Source organism: Streptomyces sp. NPDC059002, assembly GCF_042740435.1.
Taxonomy (GTDB): domain Bacteria; phylum Actinomycetota; class Actinomycetes; order Streptomycetales; family Streptomycetaceae; genus Streptomyces.
In genome coordinates this window covers 42562-57867 of record NZ_JBHYJI010000039.1, presented here as the reverse complement: position 1 = coordinate 57867, position 15306 = coordinate 42562, and the positions used below count along the sequence as shown (strand labels likewise).

General features: G+C 74.1%; 8 protein-coding genes. 1 reads left to right on the top strand and 7 read right to left on the bottom strand.

Annotated features, from left to right (window positions below):
* Window positions 1-62: 62 nt before the first annotated feature.
* Window positions 63-2186, top strand: coding sequence for a CDP-glycerol glycerophosphotransferase family protein (locus tag ACFWZ2_RS29145; RefSeq protein ID WP_384550633.1), 2124 nt, complete (start codon window positions 63-65; stop codon window positions 2184-2186).
* Here the strand turns inward: ACFWZ2_RS29145 and ACFWZ2_RS29140 are convergent.
* From ACFWZ2_RS29140 to ACFWZ2_RS29110, 7 genes are all read right to left on the bottom strand, one after another.
* Complete coding sequence (locus ACFWZ2_RS29140) at window positions 2174-4993, bottom strand: stealth conserved region 3 domain-containing protein (RefSeq protein WP_384550631.1); 2820 nt, start codon at window positions 4991-4993, stop codon at window positions 2174-2176. The genes ACFWZ2_RS29145 and ACFWZ2_RS29140 overlap by 13 nt on opposite strands.
* Window positions 4990-5952, bottom strand: a complete 963-nt coding sequence (locus ACFWZ2_RS29135; protein WP_384550629.1) for a hypothetical protein — start codon at window positions 5950-5952, stop codon at window positions 4990-4992. Before ACFWZ2_RS29135 ends, ACFWZ2_RS29140 begins: the two co-directional genes overlap by 4 nt.
* Window positions 5953-6136: 184 nt before the next feature.
* A complete protein-coding gene (locus ACFWZ2_RS29130) occupies window positions 6137-7066 on the bottom strand; it encodes a class I SAM-dependent methyltransferase (RefSeq protein ID WP_384550627.1) in 930 nt (309 codons plus the stop codon).
* A gap of 53 nt (window positions 7067-7119) precedes the next feature.
* Window positions 7120-8874 carry a hypothetical protein gene (locus ACFWZ2_RS29125; protein WP_384550625.1) on the bottom strand — a complete coding sequence of 585 codons (1755 nt, stop codon included), beginning with the start codon at window positions 8872-8874 and terminating at the stop codon, window positions 7120-7122.
* Entirely contained in the window at window positions 8871-11111 is a 2241-nt protein-coding gene (locus tag ACFWZ2_RS29120; RefSeq protein WP_384550623.1) for a CDP-glycerol glycerophosphotransferase family protein, read from the bottom strand. Before ACFWZ2_RS29120 ends, ACFWZ2_RS29125 begins: the two co-directional genes overlap by 4 nt.
* A gap of 47 nt (window positions 11112-11158) precedes the next feature.
* Complete coding sequence (locus ACFWZ2_RS29115; RefSeq protein WP_384550621.1) at window positions 11159-12991, bottom strand: hypothetical protein; 1833 nt, start codon at window positions 12989-12991, stop codon at window positions 11159-11161.
* A 38-nt stretch (window positions 12992-13029) separates the two neighbouring features.
* Window positions 13030-15288 carry a CDP-glycerol glycerophosphotransferase family protein gene (locus tag ACFWZ2_RS29110; protein WP_384550619.1) on the bottom strand — a complete coding sequence of 753 codons (2259 nt, stop codon included), beginning with the start codon at window positions 15286-15288 and terminating at the stop codon, window positions 13030-13032.
* Between the last annotated feature and the right edge of the window lie 18 nt (window positions 15289-15306).

Below are 15306 nucleotides of genomic sequence, written 5' to 3'. Positions count from 1 at the left end.
CACCCCAACGAGTGATGAATGGTCTTCGACAGGCGGTGTCCGGCTGACTACGGTCGGTGTCCATGTCGCGCTTCTCGGTTGTCGTCCCCGCCCACCGCGTCCAGGGCTACCTGCGCGAATGCCTGGACTCGGTGCTCGCACAGTCCTCCGGCGACCTCGAACTGATCGTCGTCGACGACGCGTCACCCGACGCCTGCGCCGCGATCGCCGGGGAGTATGCGGAGCGCGACGGGCGCGCGCAACTCGTCAGGATCCCCGCCACGGCGGGCCCCGGCCCGGCCCGCGCCGTCGGCGCCGACCGGGCCACCGGCGACTACCTCCTCTTCCTCGACGGCGACGACCTGCTCCTGCCGGGCGCCCTCGAAGCCGTCGACGCGGCGCTGCGCGCGCACGGCGATCCGGACGTGCTGCTCTTCGCGCACGAGCGGACCGACTGGTGGGAGAACGTCCGCGCGGGCGGCGACGACCTCACGGGCGACCCCCTCGCGGCCACCCCCGCCGTCTGGAACCGTGTCTTCCGCCGCGCCTTCTGGCACGAGCGCCGACTGACCTTCCCGCAGGGGGCGTACGAGGACGTGGTGCCGGTCCAGCGGGCCACCCTGGACGCCGGGGAGCGCGTCGCCGTCCTCGACCGGGCCTGTGTGCGCTGGCGCGAGCGGCGGGCGGGCAGCTTCGCCAAGACGCCGGGCCGCACGCACTTCGCGGTCACCGAACGGTACGAGGAACTCCTCGCCGGGGCCGACCCGGCGCAGCGGGCCCGGCTCTTCCCGCACGCCGTCGCGCACCTGCTCGCCGTCCTGGAGGACCCGGGGCGGATCAAGGAGGCCGACCGGCGGGACTTCTTCCGGGAGGCGGCCCGCGTCCACCGCGCGTACGCCCCGCCGGGCGCCGCGCCCCGCACCCCCGAGGAGAAGGCGCTGGCCGCCGCCTCCTGGGGCACGTACGAGGGCCTGCGCAAGGCCGAGACCCGGCGGCTTCGCCTGGCCCGCAGGCTGAAGCGGCAGAAGAAGAAGCTCCGCGCCCGCGCCATGAAGGCCGCCTACCGCACCGACCTGCGCCGCGGCCTCGACCCCTCCCTCGCGGTCTACGGCGCCTACTGGAACCGCGGCGTCTCCTGCAACCCGGCCGCGATCCACGCCAAGGCCCGCGAACTCGCCCCGCACATCCGGGGCGTGTGGGTGGTCTCGAGCCTCCACCAGCACAAGGTGCCCGCGGGCGTCGAGTACGTCATCGAAGGCTCGCGGCGCTACTGGCAGACGATGGCCAGGGCGACCTACCTGATCAACAACTCCAGCTTCCCCGGCGGGTTCACCAAGCGCCCCGGCCAGCTCTACCTCCAGACCCACCACGGCACACCGCTCAAGAAGATGGGCCTCGACCAGCGCCGCTACCCGGCGGGCACGCACGGCATCAGCTTCCAGAAGGTCCTCGACCACACCGACCAGTGGGACTTCAGCCTCTCCTCGAACCCGCACTCCACCGAGGTCTGGGAGCGCGTGTACCCGTCGGCGGCCTACCAGGCCCTGGAGGCCGGATACCCGCGCAACGACGTCTACTTCGACGTCAAGGGCGACGAAGTCACCCGCATCCGCGCGGAGTTGGGGGTCGGCGACGGCCGCACCGTGCTGCTGTACGCGCCGACGCACCGCGACTACCAGAAGGGCTTCCTGCCCCGCCTCGACCTGCGCCGCTTCGTGGCGGAGATCGGCCCGTCGTACGTCGTGCTGGTGCGCGCCCACTACTTCTACGGGGCGGACGCGGGCCTTTCCGGCCTCACGGCACACCCGCAGCTCGTCGACGTCACCGGGCACGCGCGCGTGGAGGACCTGTGCCTCGCCGCCGACGCCCTCGTCACGGACTACTCGTCGCTGATGTTCGACTACGCGTGCCTGGACCGGCCGATCGTGACGTACGCACCGGACTGGCAGGCGTACCGGCTGGCCAGGGGCACCTACTTCGATCTGCTCTCGGGCCGCCCGGGCGAGACGCCGGGGGCGGTCGCCACGGACGAGGCGGAGCTGGCCCGGCTGTTCAGGGACGGGGGCTGGGACACGGCGGGGACGACGGAGCTGCGGTCCGCCTTCCGGGCGCGGTTCTGCCCCTACGACGACGGAAGAGCCGCCGAACGCGTCGTACGGCGGCTCTTCCTGGGCGGTGCCCCGGGCGGCGGCGCTCAGGCCTCGTAGGGCGAGCGCACCGGGAAGTACGCCGTCAGGAACGAGCGGATGGCAAGCGCCATCTCCTCGTCCGCCACGGCGCTGTCGGGGGACTCGCCGATGCAGAACGCCGACTTGTCGCGGCTCTGCAGGAGCCGGCCGAGGCGGGCGTGGTCGTGGCGGTCGCCGATGTCCACGAAGTCGTACGCGATGCCGCCGGGCACGGCCCGTCCGGTGAGGTACGCGTAGTGGTGGTGCAGCGAGGAGACGAGGGCCAGGTCGCCGTGCGAGCGGAAGCGGCTGCGGGCGGTGGCCGCCGTCTCCGCCGGGAAGCGCTCGGTGATCTCCGCGAGGACGCTGCGGCGCAGCGCGTACGGCACATGGAAGAAGCTGTGCGTCGTGGTGCGGCCGAACGCGGCGCGCAGCAGCTCGCGGTTGTTCTTCGCCGCCGCGAGATAGCCCTCGTCGTCGGGGGAGACCGGCAGCGCGGGCACGGATGCCGAGGACCAGAAGAAGCGGGCGAGGCCGTTGCTGAGGAAGAAGGTCTCCGGGGTGGTGGGGCGGCCGAGGAACATGTCGTCGTTGAAGTAGAGGAAGTGCTCGGAGAGGCCCTCGATGCGGTGCAGTTGGCTCTCGATGGCGTGCGAGTTGAAGGTCGGCAGGCAGCCGTCCGGGTCGGCGAAGAGGTCCCGGTGGTCGACCACCGTCAGGCCGGGGTGGTCGGCCGCGAGCCAGGCGGGGGACTGGCCCGCCGTGACCAGGTACACGTGCCGGATCCACGGCGCGTACATCGCGATCGAGCGCAGGCTGAAGCGCAGTTCGTCGCGGTTGCGGAAGCGGACCGCGCCGTTGTCGGCGGACGTGGGGCCGCTGCCGCCGAGCGCCGCGTCACGGCGGGCGCGCCAGGCGGGGTCGGAGTCGTCGACCCAGGTGTAGACCGCGTCGATGGGGAAGTCCACGTCCTTGACGAGGAGTTCGGCGAAGACGCCGAGGGTCGGGTAGTCGCGTCCGGCCACGCGCAGCGTCGTCGTCGGGGTGAGCGAGGGCAGCTCGGCGCCCGCCAGCGTCGTGCCGAACGGGGCCCGGAAGCCCGCCGCGTCGTCCCGGTTCCAGAACGCCACCGTGCAGGCCTGGCCCGCGCCGTGCCGCAGCGACAGGGTCGTGGTGGTGACCGGCCTGAACAGCCTGACGCCCGCCAACTCGCCGATGCCGTCGAGCCGTTCGGCGAGCACGGTGCCCGGGGCCGCGTCGCGCGGGTTGACCAGCTCCGCGTAGACGGGCTGCCCGTGCAGCGCCCCCGCGAGGGCCTTGAGGGCGCGGTCCCGGTCGTCGGCGTCCACCGCCAGGGTGTGCGAGGTGGCGCCCGGGGTGCGGACGAGGACATGCGGTACGTCGCGTGACTCCAGGGCGGACGCGGCGAGTTCGAGGTTCCAGTCGGCCATCCGGGGCGTCAGGACGTCGTCGCGGCGCTCGGCGAGACGGCCCACCGAGCGGATCACGCGGCCCTCGGTGTCGGCGGCGAGGATCTCGTCCTCGCGGGCGTGCTCGTCGGCGCCCGCCGCCGCCTCGTAGGTGTGCGGGGCGGTCGGCCGGAACCCGCAGCCGCCGGACGCCACACCGAGCGCCACGCGGTCCGCGCGCCCGCCGAGCCGCTCGGGGCGGTCCCGGCCCGCCACCAGGCGCGTGTACAGCTCCTCCCAGAGCGCGGTGACACCGGCGGAGGAGAAGCGGGCGTAGACGCCTTCGCGGGCGGCGCGGGCATAGCCGCGTCTGGCTTCGTCGTCGCCCATCAACTCGTCCATCGCCACGGCGAGTTCACCGATCTCGCCGGGCGGCACGAGCAGCCCGTCCGCGCGGTGGCGCACGATCTCGGCGGGCCCGGTCACCACGTCGTACGCGATGACGGGCACCCCCGCGGCCATGGCCTCCAGGAGGACCAGCGGGAACGCCTCGTTGTGGCCCGCCGTCATCACGCTGAGCCCGGCCTTGGCCCACTCGGCCGCCATGTCCTGGCAGGGGCCCAGCAGTTCGACCCGGTCCTGCAGCCCGAAGCCGTCCACCAGGCGGCGCAGCTGCTGCTCGCGGTGGCCGCCGCCGAAGATCCGCAGCGACCAGTCGGGGTGCGCGTCGGCGACCTGCGCGAAGGCCTGCACGGCGTGGTCGACGCGCTTCTCGCCGGTGAGCCGCGCGGCCATCACGATGACCTTGCTCTCGCCGTCCGCGCGCGGCCTGAAGCCGTCCGGCACGGCGTTCGGGATCACGGCGAGCTCGGGCGCGGTGGCGCCGAGTGACTCCGCGATCCAGTCCCTGGTCCGGCCGGTGAGCGTGACGAGCGCGTCGAGGCGCGGCGCGTGCAGCAGCAGCGGCTCGCCGGAGGGGCCGCGCCGCTGGGTGGGCCGGTGCTCCTGGTGGACGGTGACGACCCGCGCGGGCGCCAGCGCCACGGCGGCGGCGAGCAGCGCGGGAGTGGTGGTGACCAGGACGTCCGTGTCGAGGCTGCCGAGCGCGGCGGTCATCTCGATGTCGGAGAGCCGGTCGAACGCGTCCTCCCAGGCGGGCCTGATCAGCTCGCTGGGCAGCGCGGCGAGCGTCCGGCAGGCGGCGTCGTCCAACTCGGTGTCCCGCACGGGCCGTTCGGGAGTCGTGGTGCGGTCCACGAGGTGGCGGACGGGGAGGCCGCGCGCCTCGGGGAAGAAGGGCTCGGCGCGGGTCCTGAAGACGGAGACGACCTCGACCTCGATGCCGGGGCGCTCGGCGAGATGCTGGGCCTGGGTGTACGTGGCGAGCTCGGTGCCGCCCATCTCGTCGCCCCAGCCGAGGAGGTAGGTGATCTTCATGAGGTCTCCTTCGCGGGCTCCTGTGTCGGGTCCGTGACGTCCGTGATGTCGAGGCAGGTCACCGCGAACGCCCCGGAGCTTGTGAAGTGGGCGTGGGCCCGGGTCAGCCCGCCGCCCGGCAGCGCGAAGACGCGGAAGGGGGTGGGGCAGGAGGCGGCGGGGTCGCGCACGTCGGACAGCCAGCGGCCGAGCGGCAGTCCGCCCACGTGGAAGTCCCACACCCACTGCCCAGGACCGGCCTGCGCCATCGCGCCGAGCGGCACCCGCAGCGTGAACTCGGTGTCCCGCCAGGCCACTTCGACGGGTACGACGACGCCGTCCCTGCGCCGCACGGCCCTGCCCCCCGCGGGCACCCCCGCCGCCGCGACGAGCCGCCCGTGCACGGTGATCCCGTCCCCGCGCGGCACGAACCGCACCAGCTCCGCACGCGGCAGGGACCGCGTCGCCTGCAGCACGGCCCGCCCGCCCCGGGTCCTGACGATCCGCACGAGCAGACCCGTGCGGGGGTCGGGGGCGTGCGGCACGGTCGGGGTGGGCGGCGGCGCGGGGTTCCCCTCGATGCCGATCCCGTGGCGCCGCACGCGGCCGCGGGACCCGCGCGTCTCGACGGTCAGCCGCCACACGCCGTCGCTCAACGGCACCCCGGCACGCCCTTCGTCGCCCGCGTCGCGCAGGGTGGCCGTCGCCGTCAGCAGGGGGCGGCCGTGCGGGTGCGCCTCCAGGGTGAGCGGTACGGCGTGCCGCCGCGGCCCCCGGGTGATCAGCAGCCGGGCCCGTGTCACGTCCCCCGCCGCGGGATCGGGGGCGAGGGCGACGTTGAGGGTCCTGCTGTCGCGCAGCGAGAGGTGCACGGGTGCGGGGAGCGCCCCGCCGCCTCGCCCCGCGGCGGCCCGCTCGACGCGGAACCGGGTGGTGCGGGCGGTGGCGAGCAGCCGCCGCAGGGCCGGGGGCGGCGTCATGAGGCGCGGCCCGCGGGATGCGCGGGGGCGGGCGTGGGCCCGGAGCCGGGGGCGGGCAGGGGCTCCGGGCCGTACGCGGACGAGTGGCCCGGGCGGCGTGTGCACGTGGGCCAGGACCGGCGGGATGACGTGAACCCAATGTGGTGCATTGGGCTACTTTGCCCGGTCGGGATCCCGCACAGGGTCAGCGGCGCGCCCTGCGGACCGCCCGCGTGACGAGCGGCGGAAGCAGATCGACGGCGAGCCTGCGCACCGCCGAGGGCCTGCGCGCGGGCGTCCCCGCACCCGCCGCGCGCGGCGCGGGCACCGCACCGGACTTCGCGGGCGCCGGGTGCCGGGACGTGACGAGTTCGGGCGCGGGGATCTTCGCCCGCGAGGCGCGCAGCACGTCGAGGCCCGCGATGCGCTGGATCTCCGGGTTGCAGTGCGGCACCCCGCGCAGCTCCTTCAGGAGCGCGTCCCGCAGCGGCGCCGGGTCGCCCCACGTGCCGTACAGCTTGTTGGAGGAGAGCATCACGGGCCGCAGGCCGTGCCGGAACACCGCCTCCCAGGTGGCGGCTGCGACGCCCGGGGTGTGCTCGGTGCGGTAGTCGTCGAGGACGAGGATGCCGCCCTCGCGCAGCGCGCTCTTCGCCGTGAGGATGTCGTCGGCCACGTCGTCGTACATGTGCGAGGCGTCGATGTGGATGAACCGGCACGAGTCCTCGGCGATCAGCTCGGGCAGCACGTCCGTGCGGCCCTCCACCAGCTCGGGCAGGGTGTCGTGGAACGCCGAGTAGTTGGCCTCGAACGCCCGCCGGGTCAGCGACTTCTGGTAGAAGGCCTTGGTGGCCTCCTTGGTGTAGCCGTCGTCCGAGCCGAACAGGTCGCAGACGGTCATCTTCTCGCCGGTGCGCAGGAATTCACCCATGACGACGGTGCTCTTGCCGAGGTAGCAGCCCATCTCGAGGAGGTCGCCCGGCGGGGTGTCCGCGGCGCCCGCGCCCAGGAACCAGGCGAACAGGCGCTGGTCGAGGGGCCAGAACCAGCCCGGTACGTCCTCCAGGCAGGACGGTCGAGGCAGTTCGCTGTCCGCGTCCTGGCCGGGGGTTGCTTCGCTGCTGGTCGTGGTCATGGTGGGGGTCTCCATCAGGGTCGGTCCATCGGTCGGTCGTTCGGGTCGGTGGGTCACCGGGGCTCCGGTGCGGATGCCGGGCCGCGCTGTCCGGGTCTGAGCACGTCACCGCATTGATCGCGGCCGCTCTCGAACGCGGCGGGTACGACGCGGTCGGCCCACGCGCGCAACCGCTTCAGCCGCTCGGGGTGTTCAACGGCGTCGGCCCGCACCCAGTCACCGCCGCCGTCAGCCGTGCGGTACAGCGGCAGATATCCCTCGGCGGTCAGCCGGGGCGCCTTCATGCCGCTCTTGCGCGCCCAGACGCCCACGGCGTGCACGAAGGTGGGCCGCAACTCGTCGAAGGCGTACGTCCGCAGGCCCTCGGCGTCCTTCGCGGCCAGCGCGTCGGCGATCCGCGGCTCGGTGAGGCCCGCGAGGTCGTACACCTTCAGGTCGCTGGTGAGCAGGGTGCCGCCGAGGCTGGGCAGCAGCACGGAGGCGTTCTTGATGCCGAGCCGGTCCGCGTACTCGTTGAAGACGACCCCGTCGCGGTTGACGATCAGGCACATCGGCAGCGTCGGCTCGGCGCGGAACTCGGCGGCCCGCTCGCGCTGCGCGGACCAGGACAGGAGCAGCGTCCCGCTGAGCGCGAGCGCGACGGCGGCCCGGGGCCGCGCACCGCCCCGCTCGGCGAGCCCCACCGCGGCGAGCGTGAGGGCCAGAACTCCCAGGGGCCACACGGGAGTCGCGAACCGGTACATGCCCATCCAGTCCGGCTCCAGGATGCCGAACGCGCACAGCGTCAGGGCGAGCGGCAGGACGACGGCGCCGAGGGCGGCGCGCGGCATCCCGCGGCGGGTGAGCGCGATGCCGATGAGTGCGGCGGCCACGAGGACCGCGGGCCAGCCCGCGAAGGAGAGGAGTTCCCCGGTGGTCCCGGTGAACAGCGCGGCGTCCGGCAGCTCCTGCGCCTTGGCGACCGCCGTGTTGGGCACGAGCCGCCCGAAGACCGCGTAACGCCAGCCGATGAACAGGGCGTACGGCACGGCGAAGGCGGCGACGCCGATGGCCGCCGCCCGGGCCCGCGCGCCCAGTCGCGCGCGCCGCGCGGTCACCAGGAGCAGCAGCGGGTAGACGCCCGCGAGCACCGCGCCGTCCGGCCTGGTCAGCGCCGCCACCAGGGCGAGCAGCCCGGATGTCACGGCGGGTCCGGTGCCGAGCAGGTTCCGGGTGGTGACCGCCCGGACGAGCACCGCGGCGAGGACCGTGGCCACACAGGCGTACAGCGGATTCTCCAGGCCCGAGAACATCCAGGCCACGAAGGAGACATTGGCGCCGAGCAGCAGTCCGGCCGCGCCCGTCACCAGCCAGGAGCGGACCACCAGGCGCCGGGCCGCGCAGGCCGTCGCGACCAGGATCCCCAGGGCGCACAGCAGGCCGAGCGCCTTGGGGTAGAGGACCAGGTCGGGCACCCCGGCCACGGCCCGGTGGTCGAAGAGGCCGAGCCGTCTGCCGACGACGAGGAGGGCGAGCCAGGCGGGGTTGGAGTAGCCCTCGACCGGCGCGGCGCCCGGCTGCTGGACGGGGCCGAACCCCTCGTCGATGCTGCGCGCGTACGCGAAGGTGATCGCCGCGTCGTCGACCACCCACCGGCCCAGCAGCGAGCCGTGCGCGGCGATCAGGGCGCCGCCCGCGGCGACGGCGATCCCGTCGGCCCACCAACGGGACCCGGGCGAGGGGCGGTCGGCGTCCTTCGGCGCGTGGGCGGCCGCGGGGCGCGTCGTCTGCTCCGGGATGCCGGGGGCGGAGGTCGTCGTGCCGCTCATCGGGTGCCGTTCGGGCGGGCGAAGAGCGGGGTGTCCTGGTGGCGTCCCGAGTCCTGCTGGGGGATGGGCAGCGGGTACTCCTGGCCCAGCATGACCAGGGACACCACGCGGGCCGCCGCGTTCCCGTCCTCGTACTCGCAGAACCGGGCGCGGAAGTCGGCGCGCAGCGCGGCCGAGCGGGCGTCGTGCCAAGCCCCGGTGACGAACAGGCCCGCCAACTGGTCGGTGCTCGTGGTGACATGGCCGGGCGGCGTGGCGAGCAGATCGAAGTAGGCGCCGCGGGTGGTCCGGAAGACCTCCCAGTCGTCCGCGTGCACGACGATGGGCCGGTCCAGGCAGGCGAAGTCGAACATCAGCGACGAGTAGTCCGTCACCAGCGCGTCGGACGCGAGCATCAGGTCCTCCACGGACGGCTCGTCGGTCACGTCGACGAGCAGTCCGCGCCGCTCCAGGTCGCGCAGCTGGAGGCCGCGCACGGCGGCGCCCGCGTACTTGCGGTGCAGGCGCACCAGCAGGGTGACGCCGGGGCCGACGTCGCGCGCGAGCCGCTCGAAGTCGACGCGCGGCTCGTACCACTTGCGGTGGTCGCGCGGGGTGGGCGCGTACAGGACCACGGTGCCGCCGTCGGGCACCCCGAGCCGGCGCCGCACGGCCACGCCGCGCAGCGGGTCGCCCTTGACCAGGACGTCGTTGCGGGGGGCGCCGGTCGGCAGCGAGGTGTAGCGGCAGGGATAGGCGCGGTCGTAGGCGAGCTGCGCGTGCCGCCCCGACACCAGGCTGTAGTCCCAGCGGTCCGAACGCCACAGCTGGGCGCGGACGTTGAGGTGGTAGGTCGCCGCGGGACGGCCGGTCAGATCGGCGCCCAGGTACTTGAGCGGGGTGCCACGGTGGGTGTGGACGTGGATCTGGCCCTCGCGCTTGACCAGGCCCGGCGCCCAGTTGACGTTGTTGAAGAAGTACGTCGCCCGGCTCGTCACCCGGTGGTAGGCCGGAGTCTCCGGGGTGACGAACTCGACGCCCTCCGGCACCTGGTCGACCGCGTCGGGGCGCACCACCCACACCGCCCTGACGTGCGGGGCGATCGCGCCCGCCGCCTGGTGGACGGCCGCCGGGTCGCCGAGCAGCCCGCGGTGCGAGAAGGCCGAGTACACCGCGAGGTTGGGGTCGAGCGGACGGCTGCGCTCGATGCGGGTCAGGGTCCGCTTCACCTTCTTCGACGCCGTCTTGCGCAGCTTGCGCTTCTTGCGCACCGCGGCGGCGCGCAGGGCCTCGGCGCTCGCGCAGACCCGGTACACGGCGTACGGGCTGGTCGCGGCGAGCCGCCACTGGAAGCGGTAGCTGTCCGCGGGCGGGGTGAACCCGGCGGGCTTGTAGCGGCGGTAGAACTCCACGGTGGTGCGGTAGAAGTCCGCGCGGTCCTCGGGCAGCACGCGCGCGGTCAGCGGCAGCGTCGCCAGGAAGTGGTTGATCATCCGCTCGAAGAGCAGCGGCCGCGCCTCGTCCAGCTCCGGGTGCTCGTCGAGGAACGCGAACAACCCGGCGTACTGCGGAAAGATGTCGAAGTGCTTGCGCCCGGGCGTGCGGGTGATCGCGCCCTGCCTGCGCTGGCGGTACTCCACGCAGACCCGGTCCAGACAGCCGATGCGGCGGGCGGAGACCAGCGCCTCGTAGGTGATGGGAGCGTCCTCGTAGAGCCCCTTCTTGTACGTGAATCCGTGCGCGGTGAAGAAGTCGCGGCGGTACGCCTTGTTCCAGGCGACCAGGAACAGGTGCAGGTACTGCGGGCTGGTGAGGATGTCGAAGGTGTCGGTGCCCGCCGAGGCCAGCAGGTCCGCCGTCAGGCTCCGGCCGCCCCGGCCCCACCAGTGGGTGCGCACGTGGTCGAAGACCAGCACGTCCGGGTCCGCGGTCGCGCGCAGCCGCTCGTCGATCGCCGTGAGCGCGCCGGGGGTGTAGCTGTCGTCGCTGTCGAGGAAGAGGAGATAGTCGCCGGTGGCGTGGCCGACGCCCGCGTTGCGCGCCCCGCCGAGGCCGGCGTTCTCGGGCAGATGGACGGCGCGGACCCGGGGATCGGCCGCGGCGTACTCGTCGATGATCGTGCCGCAGTGGTCGGGCGAGCAGTCGTCGACCGCGATGACCTCGATGTCGGTGTACGACTGCGTCAGGACCGAGTCGAGGCACTCGCGCAGGAAGCCCTGCACCTTGTAGACGGGGACGATGATGCTGAAACGGGGCACGGGCTCTTCCACGGGTCGTGACGGATGGGGCGAAGGCCGGGATCGGCTCAGGGTCTGGGACACAGGGCGGCTTCGGCGGCGCGCGGCTCCGCGGGGAAGCGGAAGGCCGTGCGCCGCCAAGACCCGGTGAGGTTCCTCCAGAAGCGGCCAGGACCCATGGACTGCCGTACGGAGTCGCGGAGTTCGGGCAGCGGGCCGCAGGTCAGGGCGTGGCGGGCGGCGGCGACCGCGCGCGGGTCGACGCCGCGCGGCAGCGGGGTGCCGGGGTCGGTGTACTCGGCGACGAGCCAGGCGACGGCCACCGGCTTCTCGTGCCCGGCGCGCGCGGTCGCCGAGCGTTCCATGTGCGCGCCGAGGGGATGGGCGAGGCTCAGCGGGTCGACGGCGAGCCCGTCCAGCGGGACGACGATCCCGTTGTGCCCGAGGAAGCCCATGGCCCCGGCGACGGGCGCATGACGGTTGCGGGCCAGGGGGAACATGAGGTGGGGGCGGTTGTAGACGGTCTCAAGGACCAGTTGAGGACGGTCCGCGCGCAGGGCACGGGCGATCTCGGCGCGGTAGCGGGTCGGGCGCGCCCCGTGCAGCTGCTGGGTGACGGGGTACGGGTTCCGGGTGGCCCGCTGGTAGCCGACGTGGGTGTCCCAGATCTCGCCCGAGCCGGAGACGACGGGCGGCCGCCACAGCAGCAGACAGCAGCCCGCCCAGACGGCGAGAGCCGTCCCCGCGGCGACGACGGCACGCCCGCGGGGCAGCGCCCACACCGGGAGCAGGAGCAGGAAGAGCCCCGGCAGCAGCATCCGCCCATGCATGAAGTCCCCGCCGACCCGCACCACGTACAGCAGCGAGAGCGTCCCGGAGACCAGCGGCGCGGCGGCGAGCAGGACCGGGCGGCGCGGCAGCCGCACGATCGCGCGCACCGATCCTCCTGCCCCCCGCCGGGTCCTGCGCACCACGAGGAAGGAGCCGAGCGCGGCGAGCACGAGCAGCGGGAACCACAGCCGGTAGGGCAGCACGAAGTTCTCCGCGTACAGCAGCCCGCGCCCCCAATTGGTGCCCGACGCCTCCTTGGTGATCCCCGGCAGCGGCACGAGGACGCCGTAGTACCCGGCACGGAAGGCCTCGTACGCGCCCGGCAGCACGCACGCGACCGCCACAAGCCCCGCCGTCGTACGCCACCCGGCGCGCAGGAGCACGCACCAGACCCCGAGGAAGACGACGCTGACCAGACCCATGTCGGGCCGCACCAGCGGGCCGAGGCCCAGCACCACGGCGGTGACCACCCGGTGGCGGTGCGCCTCCCCGGCGAGCAGCCACCAGCAGGCCGCGAGCCAGCAGGTGACGAGCCCGGTCTCCAGGCCGGACGTGGCGTAGTCCCAGACGGCGCAGACGGGCAGCAGCACCAGGACCCCGGCGGGCACGAGCGGCGCCGTGCGGCCGTGCAGCCGGCGCGCGGCGTCCCCGGCGACGAGCCAGCCCGCCGCCGTGCTGAGCAGGCCGAGCGCGACCGCGAGCACCGCCGGGTCGGCCCCGGTGACGAGGCCGCCCAGGGCGAGGAGCCACTGCCACAGCGTGCCGGTGGACGCCTCGGCCCGCTCGCCGATGTTGAGGAGGGGCCCGTTCCCGGCGAGGATCTGCCGCACCGCTCGGGTGTAGATGAGCGCGTCGTCGCCCACCCAGCGGTGCCGGTACCCGAGCACCCCGACGGCCGCCGCGGGCACCGCAACGACCAGCGCGTTCCATGTCCTTGGCGGCCCCGGCGGCCCCGGCGGCCCCGGCGGCTCCCCGGCGCCCCGTACGGCGGTGGCCGCCGTGCGCTGGGCGACGACGCGCGGCACGCTCGGCGCGCGCCGCGCCTGCCGCTGGTCGCTCGGGAGGGGCATGGCGGGACGTCCTCGGTAGGGGGCGGTCGGGCGGTGGGTCAGTGCTGCGGGACGCGGGGCGCGGCGGGCGCGGGGATGCGCTCGCGCAGCGGGACGACCGGCGGCAGCTGCGCCACGGACTCGCCGAGCAGCACACGGCGCACCACGCGCTCCGCCGCAAGCCCGTCGTCCAGGTCGCAGAACCGCTCGCGGAACGTCCTGCGCAACCGGGCCGCCCGCGCCCCTTCCCAGGCGCCGCCGCGGAAGATCCGGGTCAGCTCGTCCTGGGTGCGGGCGACGGCGCCCGGCGGCTCGGCGAGGAGGTCGAAGTAGACGCCGCGGGTTTCCCGGTAGATGTCCCAGTCGTCGGCGTACACGACGATGGGCCGGTCGAGGTTGGCGTAGTCGAACATGATCGACGAGTAGTCCGTGATCAGCGCGTCCGATGCCAGACAGACCTCCTCGGGCGAGCGGTGCTCGGTGACGTCGATCAACTTGCCGGAGCGCACGACCTCTTCGAGCCCCGCCGAGCCCTCGTAGAAGTGGTGGGCGCGCAGCAGCACCACGTACTCCTCGCCGAGCGCGTCGCAGAACGCCGGCAGGTCGAGCTGGGTGGCGAAGTCCGTGCGGTAGTCGCGGTGGGTCGGCGCGTACAGGACGGCGATGCGGTGGTCGGGGACGCCGAGCCGCTTGCGGATCGCGGCCACGTCGTCGGCCGTCGCGCTGTAGAACGCGTCGTTGCGCGGATAGCCGACGTCGAGACTCTCGTACGCCCCCGGGTACGCGCGCTCCCACACCTCGGTCGAGTGGTGGTTGGAGGAGATGTTGAAGTCCCAGCGGTCCACGCGCTGCAGGAGTTTGCCGAGCGGGCCCGCGGCGGCCGCGGCGGCCGGGTACTCGACCTGGTCCACGCCCATCCGCTTGAGCGGGGTGCCGTGCTGGGTCTGCACGTGGACGGTGCCGGGCCGCTTCTTGACCGCCATCTCGAAGTTGACGTTGTTGAAGGTGTACTTGGCGGTGGCCATCACCTCCCAGTAGCGGCGGCTGCCGATCACCACGCCCTCCACGCCGTCCGGCAGCTGTGCCGCGCCGCTCGCGTCGCCGACCAGGAACACCGTCCTGATGTGCGGGGCCAGACGCCGGGCCGCGGCGTGGATGGCGGCGGGGTTGCAGGCGTAGCCGCGGCCCCAGTACGCGGAGAAGACGGCGAGGTCGGCGTCCACGGGCCGCTTGAGGAACGCCCGGTAGGGGTGCCGGTAGCGCTGCACGCCGCGCCGCAGCCGCTGCAGGGTCGGCCCGACGAGCCCGGGCAGCCGGTTCTTCGCGCCGCGCAGCAGACAGAACGCGGCGTACCTGCCGGACGCGAGCAGCCGGTGCTGCACCCCGAGGCTGCCCGAAGGCCGCCGGAACCCCGCGGGCCGGTGCAGCCGGTACAGCTTCGCGGCCCGCCGGAAGAAGTGCCTGCGGTCCGCGCCCGACGGCAGCCGCGCGGGCGTCGACGCGGTCTTCAGCAGCTCGTGCGTGAGCCTGCGGAAGATCCCGGCGAGGACAGGGGCGGGCGGCGCGAGCACCGACGCCTCGGTCATCGCGAGGTCGAACTGGTCGAGCAGATCCAGGTGGTGGCGGCCGGGAACCCGGAGCCGCGACCCCTGGCGGCGCTGCAGATGGCGTACGCAGACCCGGTCGAGCACCGCGATCCGCTCGGCCCGCAGCGCGGTCAGCACGCTCCACACCGTGTCCGTGAACATGCCGGGGGCGAAGGAGAGCCGGTGGTCCCGCAGGAAGCCGCGCCGGTAGGCGGCCGAGAACGCGGGCACCAGCGGATCGGGCAGCGCGGCGTGCTCGGCGGCGGTGAAGGTCCCCGCGGGGGCGCCCCGCCACAGCCGGGTGAGCACGGGACCCTGGCCGCCCTCGAACCAGTGCACGCGCTCGTGGTCGAAGAGCAGCAGGTCGGGGCCGCCGGTCTCGGTGAGCCGCGCGTCGATCGCGGCGAGCGCGTCGGGGGCGAGGGTGTCGTCGCCGTCGAGGAACAGCAGGTACTCGCCGCCCGCCGCGCCGATCCCCGCGCCCCGCGCGCCCGGCAGGCCCGCGTCGACGGGCGAATCGGCGCGGCGCACCCGCCCGTCGCGCGCCGTGTGCTCGGCGACGATCGCCGCACACAACTCCCCGGAAGCGTCGGGTGCTTCACGCCCCTTCGGGTCGTCGACGACGGCGATCAGCTCGAAGTCGGTGAAGGACTGCCCGAGCACCGAGGCGAGGCAGTCGGCGAGCCGCCCCGGTACGCCATGGGTGGGGACGATGATGCTGAAGCGCGACAAGACAGCCTCTCTCGATGG